Below are 22182 nucleotides of genomic sequence, written 5' to 3' on the forward strand. Positions count from 1 at the left end.
TTTCGTGAAGATAAAAAGCGTCTCTTTTTGTTATTGAGGTGAAAGATGAAGAAAGATACAATTGCCGCAATATCTACAGGAATGACGAATGCGGGAATCGGAATCGTCAGGATTAGTGGAAATGAAGCATTTGAAGTGATAGATAGAATTTATAAAGGAAAAGAAATATTATCAGAAGCAGACAGTCATACGATCCACTATGGGTTTATCCAAAAAGACAATGAAAATGTGGATGAAGTTCTTGTCAGCGTTATGAAAGCTCCAAAAACATTTACAGGAGAAGATATAGTAGAGATTAATTGTCACGGAGGTACTTTTGTTCTACAAAAAGTTCTGGAAACTGTATTAGAAAATGGGGCAAGAGCAGCAGAGCCTGGAGAATTTACAAAAAGAGCCTTTTTAAATGGAAAAATAGATCTATCCCAGGCGGAGGCAGTTATCGATGTGATACAGTCTCAAAATGAGTATGCCCTGAAAAGTTCTGTTAGTCAGCTAAAAGGAAGTGTAAGAAGAAAGATAGAAGAAATCAGGAAAGAAATCTTATACCATACAGCTTTTATAGAGACCGCCTTAGACGATCCGGAACATATCAGCGTGGATGGGTATGGTGAAAAATTACAAAATACAATAGAGAAAATAAAAAAAGAACTAAAAAAACTAATTTCTTCCGCAGATGATGGAAGAATCCTGAAAGAAGGAATACAAACTGTAATTGTAGGAAAACCAAATGCAGGAAAATCCTCTCTTTTAAATGTACTGTCAGGAAGAGAACGTGCTATCGTAACAGATATAGAAGGTACGACAAGAGATATTTTAGAGGAACAGATACACTTGCAGGGATTAAATTTGAATATGATCGATACTGCAGGGATTAGAGAAACAGAAGATATCATTGAAAAAATGGGTGTAGAAAAGGCAAAGGAATATATAAAAGCTGCAGATCTTATTATTTATGTAGTAGATGCTTCTAGAAATCTGGATGAAAATGATGAAAAGATATTAAATCTTGTGTATAATAAAAAAGCAATTATTTTGTTAAATAAGTCAGATTTAGATACTGTTATTACAAAAGAGGATATAGAACAAAAAATAGAAGAAGTTTCATCTGTTTATAAAACAGATGAGAAAAAGAAAGAAAATAACATTCCTATGATCGACATATCTGCAAAAAAAGAACAAGGTATCAGAGAATTTGAAGAAACTTTAAAAAGAATGTTTTTAAGGGGAAATATTTCTTTTAATGATGAAATCTATATAACAAATCTAAGGCAAAAGGAGGCTTTAAAAGAAGCGGTAAACAGTCTGGAAAAGGTGACAGAGAGTATAAATAATCAAATGCCGGAGGATTTCTATTCTATAGATTTAATGGATGCATATGAGATATTAGGAAGTATTACAGGAGAAACAATAGGAGAAGATTTGGTCAATGAAATATTCAGTAAATTCTGTATGGGAAAATAAAGATGTGTATGATGTAGTTGTAGTAGGAGCAGGACATGCGGGATGTGAAGCTGCGCTTGCCACAGCAAGACTTGGTTTTAAGACGATCATGTTTACTGTCAGTGTAGACAGTATTGCCTTAATGCCTTGTAATCCCAATATCGGAGGAAGTTCCAAAGGACATCTTGTCAGAGAAATAGATGCACTAGGAGGAGAAATGGGAAAGGTGATCGACCGGACATTTATCCAGTCTAAAATGTTAAATCGCTCAAAGGGTCCGGCAGTCCATTCACTTCGTGCACAGGCAGATAAGGCAGAATATACAAAAGAAATGAGAAAAGTTCTGCAAAATCAGAAAAATCTGGATATTAAACAAATGGAAGTAACAGATATTTTAACTGAGAATGGAAAAATAACAGGGATACAGACCTATTCAGGAGCTATTTACCGTTGTTCTGCGGTAATACTTTGTACAGGAACTTATTTAAAAGCGAGATGTATATATGGAGAGGTAAGCACTCCTACAGGCCCAAATGGACTGCAAAGCGCAAATTATCTGACAGATAGTTTGAAATCACTTGGGATTAAAATGTATCGTTTTAAAACAGGAACACCTGCAAGGATCGATAGGAATACAATTGATTTCAGCAAAATGGAAGAACAAAAAGGCGACGAAAGGATTGTTCCCTTTTCATTTACAACAAATGCAGATGATGTGCAGATTGAACAAGTTTCCTGCTGGCTGACTTATACAAATGAAAAAACGCATGAGATCATAAGGGAAAATCTGGACAGATCCCCTTTATTTTCTGGAATGATAGAAGGAACAGGACCAAGATACTGTCCGTCTATTGAAGATAAGGTTGTAAAATTTGCTGATAAAAACAGACATCAGGTATTTATAGAACCGGAGGGATTAAATACAACAGAAATGTACGTAGGAGGAATGTCTAGTTCATTGCCAGAAGATGTGCAATATGCTATGTATAGAAGTGTTCCGGGGCTTGAGAATGTTAAAATCGTAAGAAATGCCTATGCGATAGAATATGATTGTATTGATGCAAGACAATTAAAAAGTACACTGGAATTTAAAGAGGTAGAAGGTCTTTTCAGCGGCGGACAGTTTAATGGAAGTTCAGGATATGAGGAGGCAGCGGCACAGGGACTGATCGCAGGTATCAATGCGGCAAGAAAGCTGCAGGGAAAAGAAGGAATCGTGATCGATCGTTCAGAAGGATATATAGGAGTCCTCATAGATGATTTGGTTACAAAGGAAAGTCATGAACCCTATAGGATGATGACATCCAGGGCAGAATACCGTCTTTTGTTGAGACAAGATAATGCCGATCTTCGTTTGACAAAAAGGGGATACGAAATAGGTTTGATTGATGAAACACGCTATCAAAATTTATTAAAAAAAGAGCAGTTGATAGAAGAAGAAATAAAAAGGGCAGAGCATACAAATATTGGAACATCTGGAGAGGTGCAAAATTTACTTTCTTCTTATGGAAGCACATTTCTTACTTCTGGTACTACACTGGCAGATTTGATAAGACGTCCGGAGCTATCTTATGAAAGTCTTAAACCTATAGATAAAGAAAGAAAAGAACTTCCGGCGGATGTAACAGAGCAAGTTGAAATTAATATTAAGTATGACGGATATATAAAGAGACAAAAAAGACAGGTTGAACAATTTAAAAAATTGGAAAAAAAGAAAATACCGCAAGATATAAATTATGATATGATCCAGAGCCTTCGTATTGAAGCAAAGCAGAAATTAAGCCAGCTTCGTCCGGAATCAATAGGGCAGGCATCAAGAATATCTGGTGTCTCACCGGCAGATATTTCTGTTCTTTTAGTATATCTGGAAGGTATATATAACAAAACAGATAAATAGGATGATAAATTATATGGCAGAAAAATTTGATATACAATTAAAACATTTAAAAATAGATTTAGATGATACGCAGAGAAAACAGTTCCGAGATTATTATGAATTGCTTGTAGAATGGAATAAGATTATGAACCTGACAGGCATTACAGAATATGAGGAAGTGTATGAAAAGCATTTTATTGACAGTCTTGCAGTAGTGAAGGTTCTCGACATGACAAAATATACATCCCTGATTGATATAGGAACAGGCGCCGGTTTTCCGGGAATTCCGTTAAAAATAGCTTTTCCGGATATGCAGGTGGTTCTTTTGGATTCCTTAAATAAGAGAGTAAAATTCTTAAATGAAGTCATAAAGAAATTGGAATTAAAGAATATTACTGCTATACATGGCAGAGCAGAAGACTTTGCGAAACAGGAAGTATATAGAGAGAAGTTTGATCTATGTGTTTCACGTGCAGTTGCAAATTTATCTACATTAAGTGAATATTGTATACCATTCATACGGGTGGGGGGTATATTTATTTCTTACAAAAGCAGTACTGCTGATGAAGAGATAAAACAGGCAGAAAAGGCTGTACACATTTTAGGCGGAAAAATATGTGATAGTATAAAATTTCAGATACCGGAATCAGAAATTGGGAGATCTTTTATTAAAATACAAAAAAATAAAAATACACCTAAAAAGTATCCAAGAAAAGCAGGATTACCAACAAAAGAACCATTGTAAATATGACTTCACGCTGCTGCGGATTTCCAAACAGAAGTATTTATTTCCTTCTGATAGTGGAGCGAAACTTCTGATTGAAAGAGACAACAAAGAAACACTGTGTCAGATAAGCGGGCCTGCCCTGTGTTCTGACACAGTGTTTCTTTGTGTACCTTCTATAGTTTTTTCTGTTTTGAATATAAGCTTATGTTCTTCCGCAGTGTTAGTTCAATTCTGCTTACGCTTCATTTCGCTATCGGCTATCGCTGAATGAAAAGGAACAGCTCACACCCTGTTTACATGCAAACATGACACAGGGTGTAGACTGTTCTTTTTGTACTGCTTGTTGCTTCGGTAAATTTCTATTTTACTTTTCTTCTGAAAATAATATTTTTATTTGTTCTATAAATTCATCTGGTCTTTCCATATGAGGAAGATGTTTTGTTTTGTTGATTCCTATAATTTCTATGGAAGGTAATTGGTTCTGGTATTGATTAGCTATTAATCCATATTCAGGATTAGAATTTCCTATAATAATAAAAATACTATTAGTAAGTTTGTGTAAACAATAAAGTATATTAGAGTTAGTGTATCTGCCTTTTTGACTGGCATAGAGATATTTTGAATGGGTATTCTTTTTATGAGAAGATTCAAAATAGGTCATAATACTTTTTTCATCAATTAAATTTTGGTTATAATAGTATGAAGAATAGAAATCTTGTCCAATCGTCTTTTTGTTTACAGCAATATTATAAATAAAAGTTCCAAGTATAGGAGCAGATATTAAATGTTTCATAAGTTTTGTCCGCTTAGTTGGGATTTTGGCAAGGGAGACAAGATTTTCTGGATTTACTGATATAACACGGTTTATATTAGTAGGATCATTTGCACATGCCATAATTACAAATGAACTTGAAAGGCCAGATACTACTACATCTGTTTTTTCTCCAATGACATGTTTGATAAAATCATTTATCATTTGTACATAAAGAAAATTAGTATAAGTTAAATTTGGTTTATCTGAACAACCACATCCAAGTAGATCAATGGTATAAACTGTATTTGTTTTTGAAAGTGTTTCTGTTATTTTAGACCATTCATAAGAAGAACTTCCTACGGTTAAATCATGTATTAATAGAATAGGAGATCCTGTTCCTTGATTTTTGTAAGCTATTTTTCCAAAACGCCAATCATAATAGTTGTATTTATCAGAATCTAACAAATTATCTACAGTAGAAATATAATACACTAGTCTATTTATTATATGCATGATTCCTAAAGTGCTGCCTGTTAATGCTGTAAAAACAGCTACCTTCTTTTTAAAATTCAATGTATCACCTGCTTTCAATTATATTTTTAATTATACTACACTCTTTCTTGCAAATAAACCCTAAATTATTTTAAATTTATGCCTGGTATTAGTAAATAAAATTTGAAATTAAGAAAATATATTAATAGAAATAATTGTAATATGTTTTGGTACTTTTTTAGAAATAGTTGGTTTTGATTGTATTTAATTATTGAAAATAAATGTTTCACGTGAAACATTAAATAAATGATTTTATATGTTATAATAATTAGTGAAAATATGCAAATCGAAACTCGTATTTAATAATAGTTTCAAAAAAGATGTTTCACGTGAAACATTATTATAGATAATAAAATTAAAAGGTGATATAATAATAAAGTATTCATCAGAAAGGAGTACAAAAATGAGCAGAATTATTGCAATAGCCAATCAAAAAGGCGGTGTAGGAAAAACAACAACAGCAATTAATCTTTCCGCTTCTTTGGCAAGCTTAGGAAAAAAAGTTTTAGCACTTGATATGGATCCACAAGGAAATATGACAAGTGGATTAAGTGTAGATAAAAATGAAGTTGAAAATAGTATATATGATTTGATTATAGGAAATGTCGGAGTAGAAAATTGCGTATGTAAAGATGTTTTAGAAAATCTAGATGTACTTCCTTCAAATATTGATTTATCAGCAGCTGAAATAGAATTGATTGGTGTAGAAAACAAAGAGTTTATAATTAAAAAAGAAGTGGATAAAATAAGAGATAATTATGACTTTGTTATTATTGATTGTCCTCCGGCATTGAGCATGCTTACAATCAATGCAATGACAACAGCAGATTCGGTTTTAGTACCTATACAATGTGAATACTATGCGTTGGAGGGACTTAGCCAGCTTATACATACTATTGAACTGGTTCAGGAAAGATTAAATCCTTCTTTGAAAATAGAAGGAGTGGTATTTACAATGTATGATGCCAGAACAAATTTATCACTGCAAGTTGTAGAAAATGTAAAAGATAATTTAGAACAAAATATTTATAAAACAATTATCCCAAGAAATATTAGACTTGCAGAAGCACCAAGTTATGGAATGCCTATAAATCTATATGATGCAAAATCGACAGGGGCTGAAAGTTATATGATGCTCGCAGAGGAAGTGATTCATAAAGGGGAGGAATAAACAATGGCAGTGAAGAGAAACGGACTTGGGAAAGGATTAGATAGTCTTATACCTTCAAAGACAGAAATTAAAAATAAATCTAACGTATCCATTGATAAAAACAATGATACAAAGGAAGAAAATAGCAGTGGAGAAGTAAAGGTTAAAATTAATTTAGTAGAACCGAACCGAGATCAACCAAGAAAAGATTTTGATGAAGACGCGCTTTTAGAATTGGCTGATTCTATAAAACAATTTGGTGTTTTACAGCCATTACTTGTTCAGAAAAAGAAAGATTATTATGAGATCATTGCAGGAGAGAGAAGATGGAGAGCAGCAAAATTAGCTGGTTTAAAAGAAGTCCCTGTCCTGATAAAAGAATATACAGAACAAGAAATAGTTGAAATCTCTTTGATAGAGAATATACAGAGAGAAAACTTAAATCCAATAGAAGAAGCAATGGCATATAAGAAACTTCTAGAAGAATTTAATCTGAAACAAGATGAAGTTGCGGAGAGAGTTTCTAAAAGCAGAACTGCAGTTACAAATTCCATGAGACTTTTAAAATTAAGCAGTCGAGTACAGCAAATGATCGTCGATGATATGATAAGTACAGGTCATGCAAGAGCACTGCTTGCTATTGATGATGAAGAACAGCAGTTTATTCTCGCAAATAAAATATTTGATGAAAAGTTAAGCGTAAGGGAAACAGAAAAACTTGTCAAAGAGATAAAAAATCCAAAAAAGGAAGTAAAAAAAGAAAAAAAAGAACATACGTTTGTATATGAAAATATTGAAGAACATATGAAAAACGTCATTGGTACAAAGGTAAGCGTGACTCCAAAAGCAAATGGAAAAGGAAAAATAGAGATAGAATATTATTCAGAAGAAGAATTAGAAAGAATTTACGATTTAATTATGACGATCCAAAATAAATAAAAATTTCGGGGAGAATAAGATAAAAAGAATTTACGTACATTGAAAATTAATAAGGAGACCTGATGAATATGGAAAGCAAAATTTTAGAAAATATAGGCATTGATCCATTCTATATTTTTGTAATATTATTTTTTATACAAATTATATTGTTTATATTACTGATAAGTGCCAATATGAAATATAATCGACTAAAGGCAAGTTATTCATCTTTTATGAAAGGAAAAGACGGAAAAAATCTGGAAGATAGTATATTTGAAAGATTTGATATGCTAGAAGAGATTTCAAAAATGGCGAAAGAAAACCGTGACAACATCAAAGATATTTATAAAAAGATAGAAAACAATTATCAAAAGATCGGTATTGTAAAATATGATGCATTTCATGAAATGGGGGGAGATTTGAGTTTTGCATTGACAATGTTGGATCAAAATAATAATGGATGGATCTTAAATGCTATGCATAGCAGGGGAGGCTGTTATACGTATATTAAAGAAATTGTAAAAGGGGAAAGTTATATAGAACTTGCAGAGGAAGAAAGAGAATCACTCGAAAAAGCAATTTATCAGGAAGCATATGATCTTAAAGACATGGAAAAATAAAACAATCAAGCAGTAAAGTAAAAAATAACAAGATGAGATTAAAGAAATAAAAAAAGGGAGAGGAAAAGAAGAATATGTTAGATATTAAATTTGTAAGAACAAATCCGGATAGAGTAAAAGAAAATATCAAAAATAAGTTTCAGGATGAAAAACTTCCATTAGTAGATGAAGTTTTAGAATTGGACAAAAAAAATAGAGAAATAAAGCAGGAAGTAGAATCTCTGCGAGCAGAAAAGAATAAAATCTCCAAAAGTATCGGCGCTATGATGGCACAGGGAAAAAAAGAAGAAGCAGAAGAACTTAAAAAACAAGTTACAGAAAATGCCGACAGAATGGAAAAATTGTCTGCAGAAGAAAAAGAAGTAGAAGAAAAGATTAAGAAAATTATGATGACGATTCCAAATATTATCGATCCATCTGTTCCGATTGGTAAAGATGATAGTGAGAATGTGGAAGTGGAAAGATTTGGAGAACCGGTAGTTCCTGAATTTGAAATCCCTTATCATACAGAGATCATGGAAGCTTTTCAGGGAATTGATTTAGATAGTGCAAGAAGAGTTGCAGGAAATGGTTTCTATTATCTGATGGGGGATATTGCAAGGCTGCATTCCTCAGTCATAGCATATGCGAGAGATTTTATGATAAACAGAGGTTTTACGTATTGTGTGCCACCTTTCATGATCCGCAGTAATGTTGTGACAGGCGTCATGAGTTTTGCAGAAATGGATGCCATGATGTATAAAATCGAAGGAGAAGATCTATATCTGATCGGAACAAGCGAACATTCCATGATCGGAAAATTTATTGATACTATGCTGACAGAAGAGGAACTTCCGCAGACATTGACGAGCTATTCTCCATGTTTCAGAAAAGAAAAAGGCGCGCACGGTATAGAAGAACGAGGCGTATATAGGATCCATCAATTTGAAAAACAGGAAATGATCGTAGTATGTAAACCGGAAGATAGTATGCAGTGGTATGATAAATTATGGCAAAATACAGTAGATCTTTTCCGCTCTTTAGACATTCCTGTGCGTACTCTGGAATGTTGTTCAGGAGATCTGGCTGATTTGAAGGTGAAATCTGTGGATGTAGAAGCCTGGTCTCCAAGACAGAAAAAATATTTTGAAGTAGGCAGCTGTTCAAATTTAGGAGATGCACAGGCAAGAAGACTGGGAATCAGAGTAAAAGGAGAAAATGGAAAATATTTTGCGCATACATTAAATAATACAGTAGTAGCACCTCCGAGAATGTTGATCGCATTTTTGGAAAATAATCTTCAAGCTGATGGCAGTGTGAGAATACCAGAAGCGCTCCGCCCATATATGGGAGGCTGTGAAAAAATCGTGCCAAAAAAATAGTCTAAATTGGAGAACACAATGCACCAATATTTAAAAGCAATCGGTTTTGGAAATCTTCAGACCAGAAAAGAATTAAAAGAAATTTTAAAACAAGCAGAAGAAAATTTTACACATCAGATGATTGTTTCCTATCATACTTCAGAAGATTTCTGTGAATATCAGAAAGAGTATGGGCAGAATATGGGAATTACACTTTGTGGAGAATTGGATGAACAAGAAAATTTTGACATGAGCTATTATTTTCCATATTTTGAAGGAAGCGGAGTTACAACTTATGCAGAAATCGCTGTAGAAAAGAGAATAGAAAGAGAGCAATACATCGGAGTATGTGAGGATCCAAAAGTTGGGATCAGCCTGATATTTACTCTGCAAAATGGTGTAGAGTATATGAAAGAGAAACAGATTGGTTTTCTGTCCGGTCTAGAAACTTCCGTTACATTTGCAGGGCTGGCACTTTCCGGAAAAATATTATTTCCTGTCAGAAAAGATGAAAAGCAGATAAAAAATGAGCAAGAAGCATCACAAAACAGAAAAAAATTATTAAATGCAGCGAGAAGTGGAGATCAGACAGCTATAGAGACTCTGACATTGGATGATATGGATATTTATTCTAAAGTGTCAAAAAGGTTGATAAGCGAAGATATTTTTTCGATTGTAGATACGTATTTTATGCCCTATGGAGTTGAATGTGATCTATATTCTATAATGGGAGAAATACTTGCTGTAAGGGAACGTGAAAATATACTGACAAAAGAAAGAATATATCAGATGAAACTAGATGTAAATGAATTACAGTTTGATATTTGTGTACCCGCCGCAGAGGTGATGGGAGAACCGGAAATAGGAAGAAGGTTTAAAGGTACAATATGGCTGCAGGGATACATTAATTTTTAATGTATCCCTGCAATAATTTTATATCCCTTTTATCTATTTTATTTCTGCTTTTTAGGAATAGAAAAGCTAATACAAGTACCTTGTCCTATATGGCTGATGATGGATAATCCTGCATTATCAGGATACGTAAGAATTAAACGTTTATGTGTATTTTTGATTCCTATATGGTGCTCTTGTTCTTCTGAAGACTCTAGAGAAATACGGATCTGTTCCAAGCGCTCTTTTTCAATACCTATCCCATTGTCTAAGATATGAAATCTTAAAGAATCTCCGGCATCATAAATTTTAATACGTATCACTAAAGTATCATGAGGAGATTGAAGACTATAGTGTATACTGTTTTCAAGGAGAGGCTGAAATAGAAGACGGATTACAGAATACTGCAATAAAGATTCATCATAGTCCCATAAAAGTACAATTTGTCCAGGATTATGAAATTTTTGTATTTCTATATATTCTTTACAGGACTGTATTTCATCTTTCAAAGAAACAGGAGTTCTGGAATCTTCCAGTGCATAGCGCAGTATATCTGAAAGTGCATGTATTAATTTGCTGGCTGATGCCTGATAGCCTTCGTTTTTTATAATTTCCATATCGATTGACTGCAAAGTATTAAAGAAAAAGTGAGGATTAATCTGAAGCTGCAGAGCTTTAAGTTCACTGAGTGTTTTCTTTAGCTGATATTCTTTTACTTGCATTGTTAATGTGTTATTTTTAACAAAAGTGAGAATTACACGATTTAGAATCAGATTATATTCATCTAGTTTTTTTGCGTCAATAAGTCCACCATTGTCATCAAGCGGAAGTTTTCCTTTTTCAGCTTTCCACAAAATATCCATAAGAAGTTCTATTTGATGAAAATTTTTTTGAGTCAGGTAAAGACTTAGTATCAGACATAGTATTGCAGCGATTATAATACCGACCATAACACAATAAAAAATATTATACATAAGACGATAAATGTCGTGTGAAGGAACAAGTGATAAAAAGTGAAGATTATAATCCGGATAGGTAAATTCAGTTGCAGTATAAGTATGATCATCATATTTAACGGAAGAAAGATAATGGCCCTCATTGGATAAAGATAGAGACAATTGTTCATGAAGTCCTTGATCTTCTTTAAAGTTTAATTGTTTTGCATTTTCATTAGAAAATAAAATCATTCCATTTGAATCCGTTACAAAGACAGATTCATTAGGATAATTTTCAAGAGAAGACAGAAGATTTGACAAAACAGCTGGATTTAAATTAATGACTAAAACGCCGTCATAATATTGAATCCTCCTATAAATAGTCACGACCTTATGAGCGTCTTCAAAATGATAATTCTGAGCGGTACGTAAAGTAATCCACTTATCTTCTTCTTTTGTATGTGTTTTAAAATCTTCCAGCCACTGTTTATCGGCAGAATGACTGATAGAGGTTAATTTTCTATTTGTCTGGAAAAAGTAGTCTTCTTCATTTGGAAAATATACATATACAGAATCTACATAGGAAGAGCTGGATTTTAAATTTTCAAAAATATAAAACATGATATTTTTTGTAATATTTTCTTTATAATCCATAGAATTTTGGTTAAGAATACGATACATAGACATGGAGATAGAACTATTTGTGTTCATTAAATCTGCTACATCATCCCCTTTTGTAAGAATTTCTTCCATGAGCTGACTGCTTATTCGAAAGGTACTTTGTGCCTGCGTATTCGAATCCTGACGGATCTGAAAAAAAGAATAGATAGTAAGAAAAATTCCCATAATAATAACAGGCACAGAAAAAATAAAAAAATATCGAATAAATTTATGAATGAAATATTTTTGTTTCATAAAGCAGTACAAACCTCTTTATTCTTTGATATTGTGATTTCTATATTCTCGTGGTGTCACGTTAAAATATTGTTTAAAAGCACGAGTAAAATTTTTGGGATTATCATATCCTACCATCAAAGAAATCTCATACATCTTAAAATCAATATTCTGCAATAATTCTGCAGCACGTTCCATTTTACACTGAATCAAATAATCAGAAAAGGTTACTAAGGTTATCTTATGAAACAATTTTGAAAAATATCCGGGACTCAAATGGACATGGAGAGCCGTATTTTCGAGGGAAGCTTCATTTAAATTTTTCTGGACATAATCTTTTGCCATAGAGATGATTTTTTTATGATAAGAGTCATCATTATTTTGTATGCTTTGAGGAATAGCATCAGATGATTTTTCCAGCATTTCTTTAATATGCAGCATTGTTGTTGTCAGTTCTTCATATTTGATAGGTTTTAGCAGAAAATCATGTACTTGATAACGAATGGCCTGTTGCGCATAGTCAAAATGTTTATATCCTGTAAGAATGACAATTTCGATCGGATTTTTATTTTCGCGAAGCATACGGATCAAGTCCAGACCGGAAATATTTGGAAGCCGTATATCCGTTAAAAGAATATCCGCATGCTCAACAGATAAATAATGAAAAGCATCCTGCCCATTGGAGAAACTGGCTGTTACCTGTATTCCAAGAGAATCCCATGGAAATAGATGAATAAGACATTCGCGGATATTGGATTCGTCTTCTACTATAACTAAATTTAACATAAGAGTTCCTCACTTTAGGTTATAAAAAGAGTGAAAATATTAATAATTGATACTTATGTAAAAAATCATATCATAATGTCAGAATAAAAGTCAAGAAACGTATCTAGGATAAAAAATAAGAGTGTGCTAATTTTAAAGTATAAAAAAAAGGAGGAACAGATTTATGAAAAAGAAGTATTTAGCAGTTTTATTATCAGCAGCTATGTTTGTTACATCGGCAGCAGTTTTTACCGGCTGCGGAAAAACAGAGCAGGAAAATAAAACAGCTGGACAAAACACAGAAAGTTCGGACGAGCAGATCACCTTACGTTTTATGTGGTGGGGAGATGACGTAAGACATCAGGCTACTTTGGATGTGATCGAACAATATGAAACAGAACATCCGAATGTAAAGATTGAAGCTGAGTATGGGGGATATGATGGCTATTTTGAAAAACTGACAACACAGCTTTCAGGAGAAACTGCTGCAGATATCATTCAATATAATGCAAATACAGTTTCGGATCTAATGGAAATTGGTGATGTATTTGTAAACTTGGAAGATTATGCAGATATTTTGGATACATCGGATTTTAATCAAGAGTTTATCCAAAATTTTTCCTATTATGATGGTAAAATGATCGCCCTTCCAACAGGAATTAATGGTGGAATCTGGCTGACAAATACACAACTTCTTGATGAAGCAGGAATGGATGCAGAAACTATTAAAACATGGGATGATTTTATTGAAGCGGGAAAAACACTTCATGAAACAAATGAAAACTACTATTTATTCAATATTGATATTGAAACACTTGGAAAAGAACTATTAGGTTCTATCATGGCACAGATCACAGGAGAAGATTTAATTAATAAAGATACAATGAAAATGAATTTTACGAAAGAGGATCTTAAAAAGGCATTTTCATTGATCGACGATATGTATAGAAATAATGTCATAGAACCGGCGGCAGACAGCGCTCCGTATGCGTTAAAATTGAATACAAATCCAAAATGGATTAATCACGAATTGGCATTAGTTTATGGTGCAACATCTAACATATTTGATGGGTATTATGACTTTCAGGATACGGCAATAGCTTTAGATATGCCGGAATTTGAAGATGCTAAAGAATCTGGGATTTTATATGTACCTCCGCAGATGTTAGCAATTTCTTCAAAATGTGAACATCCGGAAGTAGCGGCAGACTTTTTGAATTATTTTTATAATAATGAGACAGCGATCAAGACATTAAAGACATGTCGTTCTCTGCCTGCTACAGAAAAAGGACGGCAGATTTGCGAAGAAGAAGGGTATGCAGATCCGGTATTAGTATCAGCAATTGAAAAAGCTGGAGAAACAGGAACAATACATCAGAATCTTTATACGCCGACAGAAGTTGTAGAGATTTTGCAGGATGGTGTAGAAAAAATTGCATATGGACAGGGAGACGTAGAAAGTATAACAAATGATACAATGAGTCTTCTCGAAGAAACATTAGAACGTTTACAAAAATAATAAAAGTAACTAGGAGGGTTGACGTACTTGTCAACCCTCTGGAAAGTGGGAAGATATGAAAAGAAAGAAACTTGGAGAGGTAAAAGGATACTTGTATATATGTCCATGGGTGATAGGTTTTTTTATGTTTCAATTAATTCCTCTGGTAAATTCTTTTCGATATTCCCTGACTGATATTAAATTAGGAGGGGAATACCAATTTATAGGAATTGAAAATTACATAAGAATGTTTACCGCAGATGTAGATTTATTTAATTCTCTGTGGGTCACAGTTAAATATATCCTAATGGTAGTTCCTGCAAAATTAATATTTGCTTTGATTGTAGCTATGATATTGAGTATGAAGATAAAAGGAATACGGATCTTTAGGACTATGTATTATCTTCCTTCCATACTTGGCGGAAGCGTAGCAATTTCAGCCCTGTGGCGAGTTATGTTTATGAAAACCGGCATTATTAATAATCTGTTGGGAACAGATATTAATTGGCTGGGAGACCCCAAATATGCTTTATTTACAATCGGGTTGATCGATATTTGGCAGTTTGGCTCTTCTATGGTTTTATTCTTTGCGGCATTAAAACAAGTTCCAAGAGAATTATATGAAGCCGCACAGATAGATGGGGCAGGAAAAGTGAAAGTATTTTTTAAAGTAACCCTTCCAATGATCAGTCCTGTCATGTTGTTTAATATTGTGATGCAGACAATCAATGCATTGCAAAACTATACCTCGGCATATGTAGTAACAGGTGGGGGACCTTTGAAATCAACAAATATTATGGCGCTGAAAATATATGAGGATGCTTTTGTGAAATCAGATCTTGGATATGCAAGTGCAGAATCTTGGTTGTTGTTTATATTGCTGCTTTGTTTAAGTGGTTTTATTTTCTTTACTTCAAGATATTGGGTATTTTATGGTGATGAAGGAGGCAAATAAGATGAAAAAGAAAAAATATATGCGTTGGTTCTCCTTTATACTGATAACAGTAATCGGAATATGTATGATTTATCCGCTGGTATGGATGTTTTTCGCATCATTTAAAACAAATGAAGAAATTAATCTTGCAACGAATTTATTACCGGAACATTTTGATTGGTCTGGTTTTATAAAAGGTTGGGAATCTTCCGGACAATATACATTTACAGATTTTTTTATAAATACATTTTTGTTGGTAGTACCTACGGTTTTATTTACTGTTATTTCGTGTACAGTGGTTGCGTATGGCTTTGCCAGATTCTCTTTTAAAGGAAATAAACTTTTATTTGGAATTATGTTATCCACTTTAATGGTTCCAAATGCGGTTCTTATTATTCCAAGATATCTTCTGTTTCGAGATTTTGGGTGGTTGGACAGTTATATGCCATTCTGGATGCCTGCACTATTTGCCTGCTATCCATTTTTCATCTATCAGGAAGTACAATTTTTAAGAGGAATACCCAAAGAGTTGGATGAAGCAGCTAAGATTGACGGATGTAATTCTTTTCAAATATTGACAAAGATCCTTCTTCCTATATTGAAGCCGTCTATGATATCTATTTGTATTTTTCAGACAATCTGGACATGGAATGATTTTATGAATCCATTGATTTACATAAACAGTGTATCAAAATATCCTCTTTCACTGGCATTGAGAATGGGATTGGATGTTGCGGCATCTACAAACTGGAATGAAATTATGTCTATGGCATGTGTTTCGATCATCCCGCTGGTGATCATGTTCTTCTGTCTGCAAAAATATTTTGTAGAAGGGATTGCATCTTCTGGTTTAAAAGGCTGAATGTATATTATATAGAAAAAAATTATATAGAAAAAGGAGAAAATTAATAAATGGAAACTTATACTTTTCGCGCAATGGAGATTCATGATTTTACACAAATATGGAATTTAGATGAAATAAGAAAACGCTTGGATTTTATGGTGCGCAACAATATGAACGCAATGGTTTTTCACGAACCTGGAATAGAAGATAAAATTGTTTTTCCGGCAAAGTTTTTGGGAGGAAGCGGTAATCCAAAAAGTTATTATGATGCTTTTTTAGAAGTAGATCATCCTATTCTAAATCATGCACTGCGTGAAAATTTGAATTTAAATAGAAGAGATTATATAAATCATGTAATTCGAGAAGCAAAAGAAGCAGGTGTGGATATTTATTTTGAAAATAAAGAGTTATGGTTTTCTGATTTTGTTTTGAAATATAAAAAAGAACTTATGCAAGAAGATGGAACAATTTGTCCAAGCAATCCCTTTTGGTATGAAGAATTTTTACCATATAAATATAAAGAGCTCTTTCTTGCTTTGCCGGATCTGGCGGGTATCGTTTGTTCTATCGGTACAGGTGAAGCGAGGCTTGCGATAAGTAATACGTTTGCATGTGGATGTGAAAGATGCCGGAATCTGGATCCAGTAGAATGGTATAAAAACATGATCATGGCAATGTATAAACCTTTTAAAGAAGCAGGAAAGAAATTAATTATCCGAGATTTTATCTATACAAAGGCAGAACAAGACAGATTCCAGAAAGCATTTATCGATATGCCGGAAGAAATCGTATTATCTTTAAAAAATACACCCCATGATTTTTATCCAACTTTCCCGGACAATCCATTAATGGGAAAGGTAGGTGATCATCCGCAGATTACAGAGTATGATGTGAATGGTCAGTTTTTTGGCTGGGGTGCACAGCCATCGGCAATGCTTTCAGATATCAAACGCAGGCTGAAATATGGAAAAGAACATAAAGTAAGTGGCTTCTTGGCAAGAACAGACTGGGAAGGTGTTCAGGACTGGACATGTTTTGATAATTTAAATATGGTGAATTTGTATGCAATTGCGGCATATGCGGAGAATGAAAATATTCAGGAAGAAGAAATTTATCTGCGGTGGCTGCAAGGAGAGCATTTGATCAGTGATACATTAAATCCCGGAGAAGTAAAGAAATGTGTCAAAAAAATTAAAGAAATTATGGATGAGACATGGCCAATCGTCGAAAAGACCAATTTTGTAAATGGATGTTTATTTTCAAACGATAGTTGTATGCATCTGACACCAGAGCAATTTACCTTTATCGGAGGTACACATCATAGTTTAAGTGAATGGGATCCGGAGAAAAAAGATGCATTAGAGATGACAAAAGAAAATATTGCTAAAATTGTATCTGATAAAGAAGACGCATATCTGGCATGTGAAAAGTTGGCAGATCTGGTTGAAAAAGAAAATATGGGGCTGACAGAAACCGCCTATGAGAAGATGAAAGAGCACTTTGCATTTATGCGTTGGTATGTACGCGGGTTTAGACTTACAGCAAGAGGGTATTGTTTTGGCAGATACGTGACAGAAAGAAATGAAGAAGACATTTTATTGGATGGAAAAACAGCATCACAACTTTTAGGTGAAACAATACGTGAAATGGAAATATATAAGGAAGGGCTTTTACAGACTTCGTTTATAGAAAAATATCCTTTTGATGCTCAGTTAAATCCAGAAAGAGTAGAATTCTATACAAATGCATTAAAAAGAATGTTGGAAGAAGGAAAGGCATATGAAACAAATAAAAATTAACCGGGAATGTTTTCGGGATAAAGTTATGGGATGCTGGTTAGGCAAAAATGCAGGTGGAACATTAGGGGAACCTTTGGAAGGAAAATTTGGTGAAAAGAAGATGTTTCATATAAACTGGTATCCGTATCTTCCAGAAGGAGGGATCCCTAATGACGATTTAGAGCTGCAGTTAATCTGGCTGCAGCAGCTGCAGAAAAAAGGACCGGGGATTACAGCAATAGATTTGACAGAAGCTTGGAAAGACTGTGTTGCTTATAATTTTGATGAGTATGGACTTAGTAAAGAAAATATGCAAAAAGGATTGCTGCCTCCTGTATGCGGATGGCATAATAATTCCTTTAAAGATTGTATGGGAAGTCCTATTCGATCAGAATTGTGGGCGTGTATTGCACCGGGATGTCCGGAAGTGGCGGCGTGGTATGCCTATCAAGATGCCATCGTAGACCATGGAGGAGGAGAATCTGTTTATGGAGAAATATTTAATGCAGTGTTAGAATCGTATGCTTTTATAAATGGAAATAAGTTTTCTCTTTTGGATATGGCATTGGCAGCAATTCCATCTTCTTCTTTAACATATCAATGTGTAAAAAAATGTATTGAAAATTATCATGCGGGTATGAAGTATGAAGATAATCGAAATAATCTGGTAGACACATTTTATAATCCAGTAGCGCAGTACTCTCCTTTAAATCTTGCATTTCAGACTATAGGCTGGCTATACGGAGAAGATTTTGGCGATTCTATATGTAAGGCAGTCAATTGTGGATGGGACACAGATTGTACAGCTGCAACTTTAGGAGCAATACTTGGAATCATAGGAGGCGCCTCCTCTTTACCAGAAAAATGGATAGAACCATTGGGATATGATATCGCAACAAATATGACCACCGGCGGAATCAGAAATTTGACTGCCCCTACTAATATACATGAACTGACGGAAGAGGTCTGTGCAGAAGCAGAACGAGTGCTCCGGTATTGGGGATCTAAAATTATTTTTTCGGATAATGATGATATGAGCTCTAATATACAACTTCCGATGCCAAAACTTTCATTTCTGGAAGAATACGAGGCAGACAGTATATCCTATTCATATGGAACAATTAATATAACAGTGAAGTACAAGGATGATGCTGCAATTTTAGGAAACCGGATTTCAGAAATAGGTGTAAAATTTGAAAATCCACATTTAGTTGAAAAAGTATTGCATGTAGCTTTAGAAGTGCCAGATGGTTTTAGCTTATATGAGCCGGTGGACGAAATATTTAAAATCAAAGCAGAAGGCAAAAAAGAAATCGGTTGTAAGATCCAGGCAGATAATTTGAAGATTCAAGAATCTAATCTTTGCTGGCTAAAAGTGCAAATAGAGGAAGAACCTGCTATCCCGGCAATTCCTATTGTCTTATTAGGTGGAAATCGATGGATGATTTCTGAACTCTATCCAGGAAAAAACATAGAAGATGATTGTGGTATAAATGAGGAAGAGTGGTTTGTCAGACCGCCTTGTGGCTTTACCGAACAATGGAATACAGGAAATGATTTACAGTTGGGAACACGCTTCAAAGAGAAGGGAGTGATCTATGCCCTGCATCATATCTACTCTGAAGAAGAGAAAGATGTTGTATTGGGAGTTCCGAACAATGGATATATGAAACTATATTTAAACGGGAAATGGATCCACACTACAACTCAGAAAACACCGCTTAGGGCAAATCTGGGAAATGGCGGCGCTTTGGGAGATTTGTCAAATTATAAAGTTACAAAATTTGTAAAAGGATGGAATCAAATTTTTATTAAACTTCAGGCAGAGGATGTTCCGGAAGAAGCACATTTTACAATTGGCGGTATGAGTACGGTATGCGAGAAAAATCATGGGATGCCTGTCATGGGAATCTGCCGAAATAAGTTTATATGGGAAAGATAGAGCATGAGCATTCAAAAAAATATATTACAAATGAAACCATGGATAAAGCCAGGGTATCTTTCACAAGTTATGAGGGCTGATGAAAGAAGAATGGAATTTGATTGTAAAAATCAAACACTTATACAAAAAGAATGTAAAGTGGACATGGTGTTTATTGGAGATTCTATTATACAAATGTGGGAATTATCCGCCTATTTCCAAGAGTACCCACTTCGGATCATAAACCGGGGAATTGGAGGCGACAGAACTTCATCTCTTCTTCATCGATTTAGGGCAGATGTAGTTCAACTAAAACCTAAAATAGTAGTTATAATGGCAGGAATTAATGACTCTTGGGATTTGGAGTTTGATTATTGGAAGCAGCAAGAAGGGAAAAGATTAGAAAATATTCTACAAGAAGCTTTGATAAATATAGAAAAAATATTAAAGATTTCTGTAGAAGAACAAATATCTGCAGTGCTTTGCTCTATTTTGCCTACTTGTATGGAATGGACAAACCACGAACGTGACAGACAAAAATATGCATATTTGTATAACCAGGAACTGAAAAAAAAGGCGCAGAAATATGGTGTTGTTTTTGCAGACTATTATCCGGCCTTTTTAAATGAAGATGGATATTCTCTAAGAAAAGAATTGAGTTTGGAAGGTCTTCATCCTAATGTATTTGGGTATGACATAATGGCAGAAATTTTGAAAGATAAACTTCAGTTTTTTATTAAGTAAATAATTTTGATAAAAGAGGTACAGACGAGAATGCAGAGGAAGTATTTCCCAATCGCTTGTGCCTCTTTTTTTATAAAATATACCTTGACGTGCTACACTGCCTGAAAGGAATGTATCACGAGATATACGGATGGGTATACATCTTAAAGGTATCTTAGCTATAAATACATTTGTCTATATCCGGTAAAAGTGTATATACAGACGCTCCTAGCATTTTTTCAAAATATTCTTTATATTGGTATGTCTGCTTCCAACGGTCTATCGTAAATGGATATATACCATATCGACATGTCGTATCTACAAATCTTTTTTCCAAAATACAAAAACCTTGTGCATCAGCAAGAGAATCACAAAGTATGATCAATTTGTCATAATCGTCATACTCTGTTTCTTCTAAATAGCGCTTCATAAATTGGTATTGTTTTTCATTGATATCTGCTTTCGATATATCTGTTGTGATGTCTTTGACCGGAAATGAGTGAGTAAGACATATCCTTGCCACACTATTCCATCCTTTGGACATAGCATATTCATATCCGTCTATGGCATGCTTTAAAGCAGATTTGCCATTTCTTCGTCCTATATCATGCAAAATGCCGCAAATATAAGCTTTTTCCACATCTAGCGTTTTGCACGCTTCGGCAATATACTTTGCTGCCGCTCCTACATGATAAGAATGGGCAATCCATAGTCCGGGATTTTGCCTTTCAGCTATTTTTAATTCTTGTTTTGCGTCAGAGATTGTTATAGGATCTTTCATGATATGTCTTTCATCTCCTTTATGTTTTTAAAGAATACTCTATTTTTAACTATAAAATAGCATTTCCGTGATTGAAAACATCTGTTTATTTGTCTGCATAGTATCATATTTTCTTGTATTTAACAATTTGTAAATGTATAATAATGAAAATAGTATAGAATTTTGTTGAATAATCATAGTCCAGTGGTGTGATGTAAAATGAAAATGGATAATAAAAACACATATTTTCTGCTATGTTTCACGAAAATAAAAAGTACCTGCCTAAGCTCTGTCGACCATGTTTTTTTAAAATAAGCAGGGCGTAGCTGATCAGCAAGTAGACGAATTTATCTTGCCGGACAATATAGACGATTGTATTTGAGCAGTGCAAAAACCAATCGCACAAATTTACGGGCAGTTACTATGAGTACATGTTTGTGTTAATGCCTGTTTACCGCTTTATATTTGAAGTAGTAAAAGTCAAGATATTCTTTTTTGCATCTTACAAGAGAAAATGCTGCTTCAGGATCAAGCGGAACCGTGCCAAGGGAATGAGAAGTCATGGCAGAGATAAGGCTGCAAATTATAGGGGTTATGGAAAGTCTTACAGACAATGAATGTTTTTCAATTCTTTTGGAATCGATTTAATGAAAATGGAAGTGGGATTGTGGCTATGTACTTGTTTAAACTATGATCATGCATGACCTAAAAAAAGAAAAAATTAGTGAAAAAAACTTGGCAGAAATATTGTTGAGAAATTTAAATAAATATGTTATATTGTTAAATGTGTTCTTTTAGATAAGCGAGAAAACTTCAATAAAATATTAGCACAGCATAATATCTTTTGAATACGGTAAATACA

The 22182-nt window shown here is 33.9% G+C and carries 18 protein-coding genes; 14 read left to right on the plus strand and 4 right to left on the minus strand.

All coding sequences use genetic code 11. From position 1 onward, the window contains the following. Positions 1–45 precede the first annotated feature (45 nt). The 3 genes from mnmE to rsmG are packed head-to-tail and all read left to right on the plus strand — an operon-like array spanning position 46 to position 4061. Positions 46–1461: a tRNA uridine-5-carboxymethylaminomethyl(34) synthesis GTPase MnmE gene (gene mnmE / locus WKT01_RS08525; RefSeq protein WP_059067087.1), complete on the plus strand. Its 1416-nt coding sequence runs from the start codon at positions 46–48 to the stop codon at positions 1459–1461. Then, complete coding sequence (gene mnmG / locus WKT01_RS08530; RefSeq protein WP_117974721.1) at positions 1427–3337, plus strand: tRNA uridine-5-carboxymethylaminomethyl(34) synthesis enzyme MnmG; 1911 nt, start codon at positions 1427–1429, stop codon at positions 3335–3337. The genes mnmE and mnmG overlap by 35 nt, the downstream gene beginning before the upstream one ends. A gap of 13 nt (positions 3338–3350) precedes the next feature. Then, a complete protein-coding gene (gene rsmG / locus WKT01_RS08535; RefSeq protein ID WP_117974723.1) occupies positions 3351–4061 on the plus strand; it encodes a 16S rRNA (guanine(527)-N(7))-methyltransferase RsmG in 711 nt (236 codons plus the stop codon). A 346-nt stretch (positions 4062–4407) separates the two neighbouring features. On the opposite strand, the gene WKT01_RS08540 is transcribed toward rsmG, so the two are convergent. Further along, a complete protein-coding gene (locus WKT01_RS08540; protein WP_340312036.1) occupies positions 4408–5370 on the minus strand; it encodes an alpha/beta fold hydrolase in 963 nt (320 codons plus the stop codon). Between the two features lie 382 nt (positions 5371–5752). Here WKT01_RS08540 and WKT01_RS08545 point away from each other — a divergent pair, with 382 nt between their 5' ends. The 5 genes from WKT01_RS08545 (at position 5753) to WKT01_RS08565 (ending at position 10292) form a co-directional block, all read left to right on the plus strand. Next, complete coding sequence (locus tag WKT01_RS08545) at positions 5753–6520, plus strand: ParA family protein (protein ID WP_117974725.1); 768 nt, start codon at positions 5753–5755, stop codon at positions 6518–6520. A 3-nt stretch (positions 6521–6523) separates the two neighbouring features. Then, positions 6524–7438, plus strand: coding sequence for a ParB/RepB/Spo0J family partition protein (locus WKT01_RS08550; RefSeq protein ID WP_117974727.1), 915 nt, complete (start codon positions 6524–6526; stop codon positions 7436–7438). A 68-nt stretch (positions 7439–7506) separates the two neighbouring features. Then, positions 7507–8037: a DUF4446 family protein gene (locus tag WKT01_RS08555; RefSeq protein WP_059070286.1), complete on the plus strand. Its 531-nt coding sequence runs from the start codon at positions 7507–7509 to the stop codon at positions 8035–8037. A gap of 74 nt (positions 8038–8111) precedes the next feature. Beyond that, complete coding sequence (gene serS / locus WKT01_RS08560) at positions 8112–9398, plus strand: serine--tRNA ligase (protein ID WP_117974728.1); 1287 nt, start codon at positions 8112–8114, stop codon at positions 9396–9398. Positions 9399–9416: 18 nt separating this feature from the next. Further along, positions 9417–10292, plus strand: a complete 876-nt coding sequence (locus tag WKT01_RS08565) for a DUF3881 family protein (RefSeq protein ID WP_059067074.1) — start codon at positions 9417–9419, stop codon at positions 10290–10292. 38 nt (positions 10293–10330) lie between these two features. Here the strand turns inward: WKT01_RS08565 and WKT01_RS08570 are convergent, their stop codons facing one another. Next, positions 10331–12118 (minus strand): cache domain-containing sensor histidine kinase, encoded by a 1788-nt coding sequence (locus WKT01_RS08570; RefSeq protein ID WP_117974730.1) that lies wholly within the window; start codon positions 12116–12118, stop codon positions 10331–10333. A gap of 18 nt (positions 12119–12136) precedes the next feature. Then, positions 12137–12883 carry a response regulator transcription factor gene (locus WKT01_RS08575; RefSeq protein WP_117974732.1) on the minus strand — a complete coding sequence of 249 codons (747 nt, stop codon included), beginning with the start codon at positions 12881–12883 and terminating at the stop codon, positions 12137–12139. A gap of 163 nt (positions 12884–13046) precedes the next feature. On the opposite strand from WKT01_RS08575, the gene WKT01_RS08580 reads away from it, so the two are divergent. The 6 genes from WKT01_RS08580 to WKT01_RS08605 are packed head-to-tail and all read left to right on the plus strand — an operon-like array spanning position 13047 to position 20581. Further along, positions 13047–14381, plus strand: a complete 1335-nt coding sequence (locus WKT01_RS08580; protein WP_117974734.1) for an ABC transporter substrate-binding protein — start codon at positions 13047–13049, stop codon at positions 14379–14381. Positions 14382–14436: 55 nt separating this feature from the next. Then, on the plus strand, positions 14437–15315 hold the full coding sequence (locus tag WKT01_RS08585; RefSeq protein WP_117974736.1) for a carbohydrate ABC transporter permease: 879 nt from the start codon (positions 14437–14439) through the stop codon (positions 15313–15315). 1 nt (position 15316) lies between these two features. Continuing rightward, positions 15317–16156, plus strand: coding sequence for a carbohydrate ABC transporter permease (locus WKT01_RS08590; RefSeq protein ID WP_059067065.1), 840 nt, complete (start codon positions 15317–15319; stop codon positions 16154–16156). A 50-nt stretch (positions 16157–16206) separates the two neighbouring features. Then, positions 16207–17937 (plus strand): hypothetical protein, encoded by a 1731-nt coding sequence (locus WKT01_RS08595; protein ID WP_117974738.1) that lies wholly within the window; start codon positions 16207–16209, stop codon positions 17935–17937. Then, positions 17918–19858 (plus strand): ADP-ribosylglycohydrolase family protein, encoded by a 1941-nt coding sequence (locus WKT01_RS08600; protein WP_117974740.1) that lies wholly within the window; start codon positions 17918–17920, stop codon positions 19856–19858. Before WKT01_RS08595 ends, WKT01_RS08600 begins: the two co-directional genes overlap by 20 nt. A gap of 3 nt (positions 19859–19861) precedes the next feature. Beyond that, positions 19862–20581 carry a GDSL-type esterase/lipase family protein gene (locus WKT01_RS08605; protein ID WP_117974742.1) on the plus strand — a complete coding sequence of 240 codons (720 nt, stop codon included), beginning with the start codon at positions 19862–19864 and terminating at the stop codon, positions 20579–20581. Between the two features lie 154 nt (positions 20582–20735). On the opposite strand, the gene WKT01_RS08610 is transcribed toward WKT01_RS08605, so the two are convergent. Continuing rightward, positions 20736–21341 carry an HD domain-containing protein gene (locus WKT01_RS08610; protein ID WP_117974744.1) on the minus strand — a complete coding sequence of 202 codons (606 nt, stop codon included), beginning with the start codon at positions 21339–21341 and terminating at the stop codon, positions 20736–20738. Between the last annotated feature and the right edge of the window lie 841 nt (positions 21342–22182).

The organism is Mediterraneibacter sp. ICN-202921, from assembly GCF_037890075.1.
GTDB classification, from domain to species: Bacteria; Bacillota; Clostridia; order Lachnospirales; family Lachnospiraceae; genus Mediterraneibacter; species Mediterraneibacter massiliensis.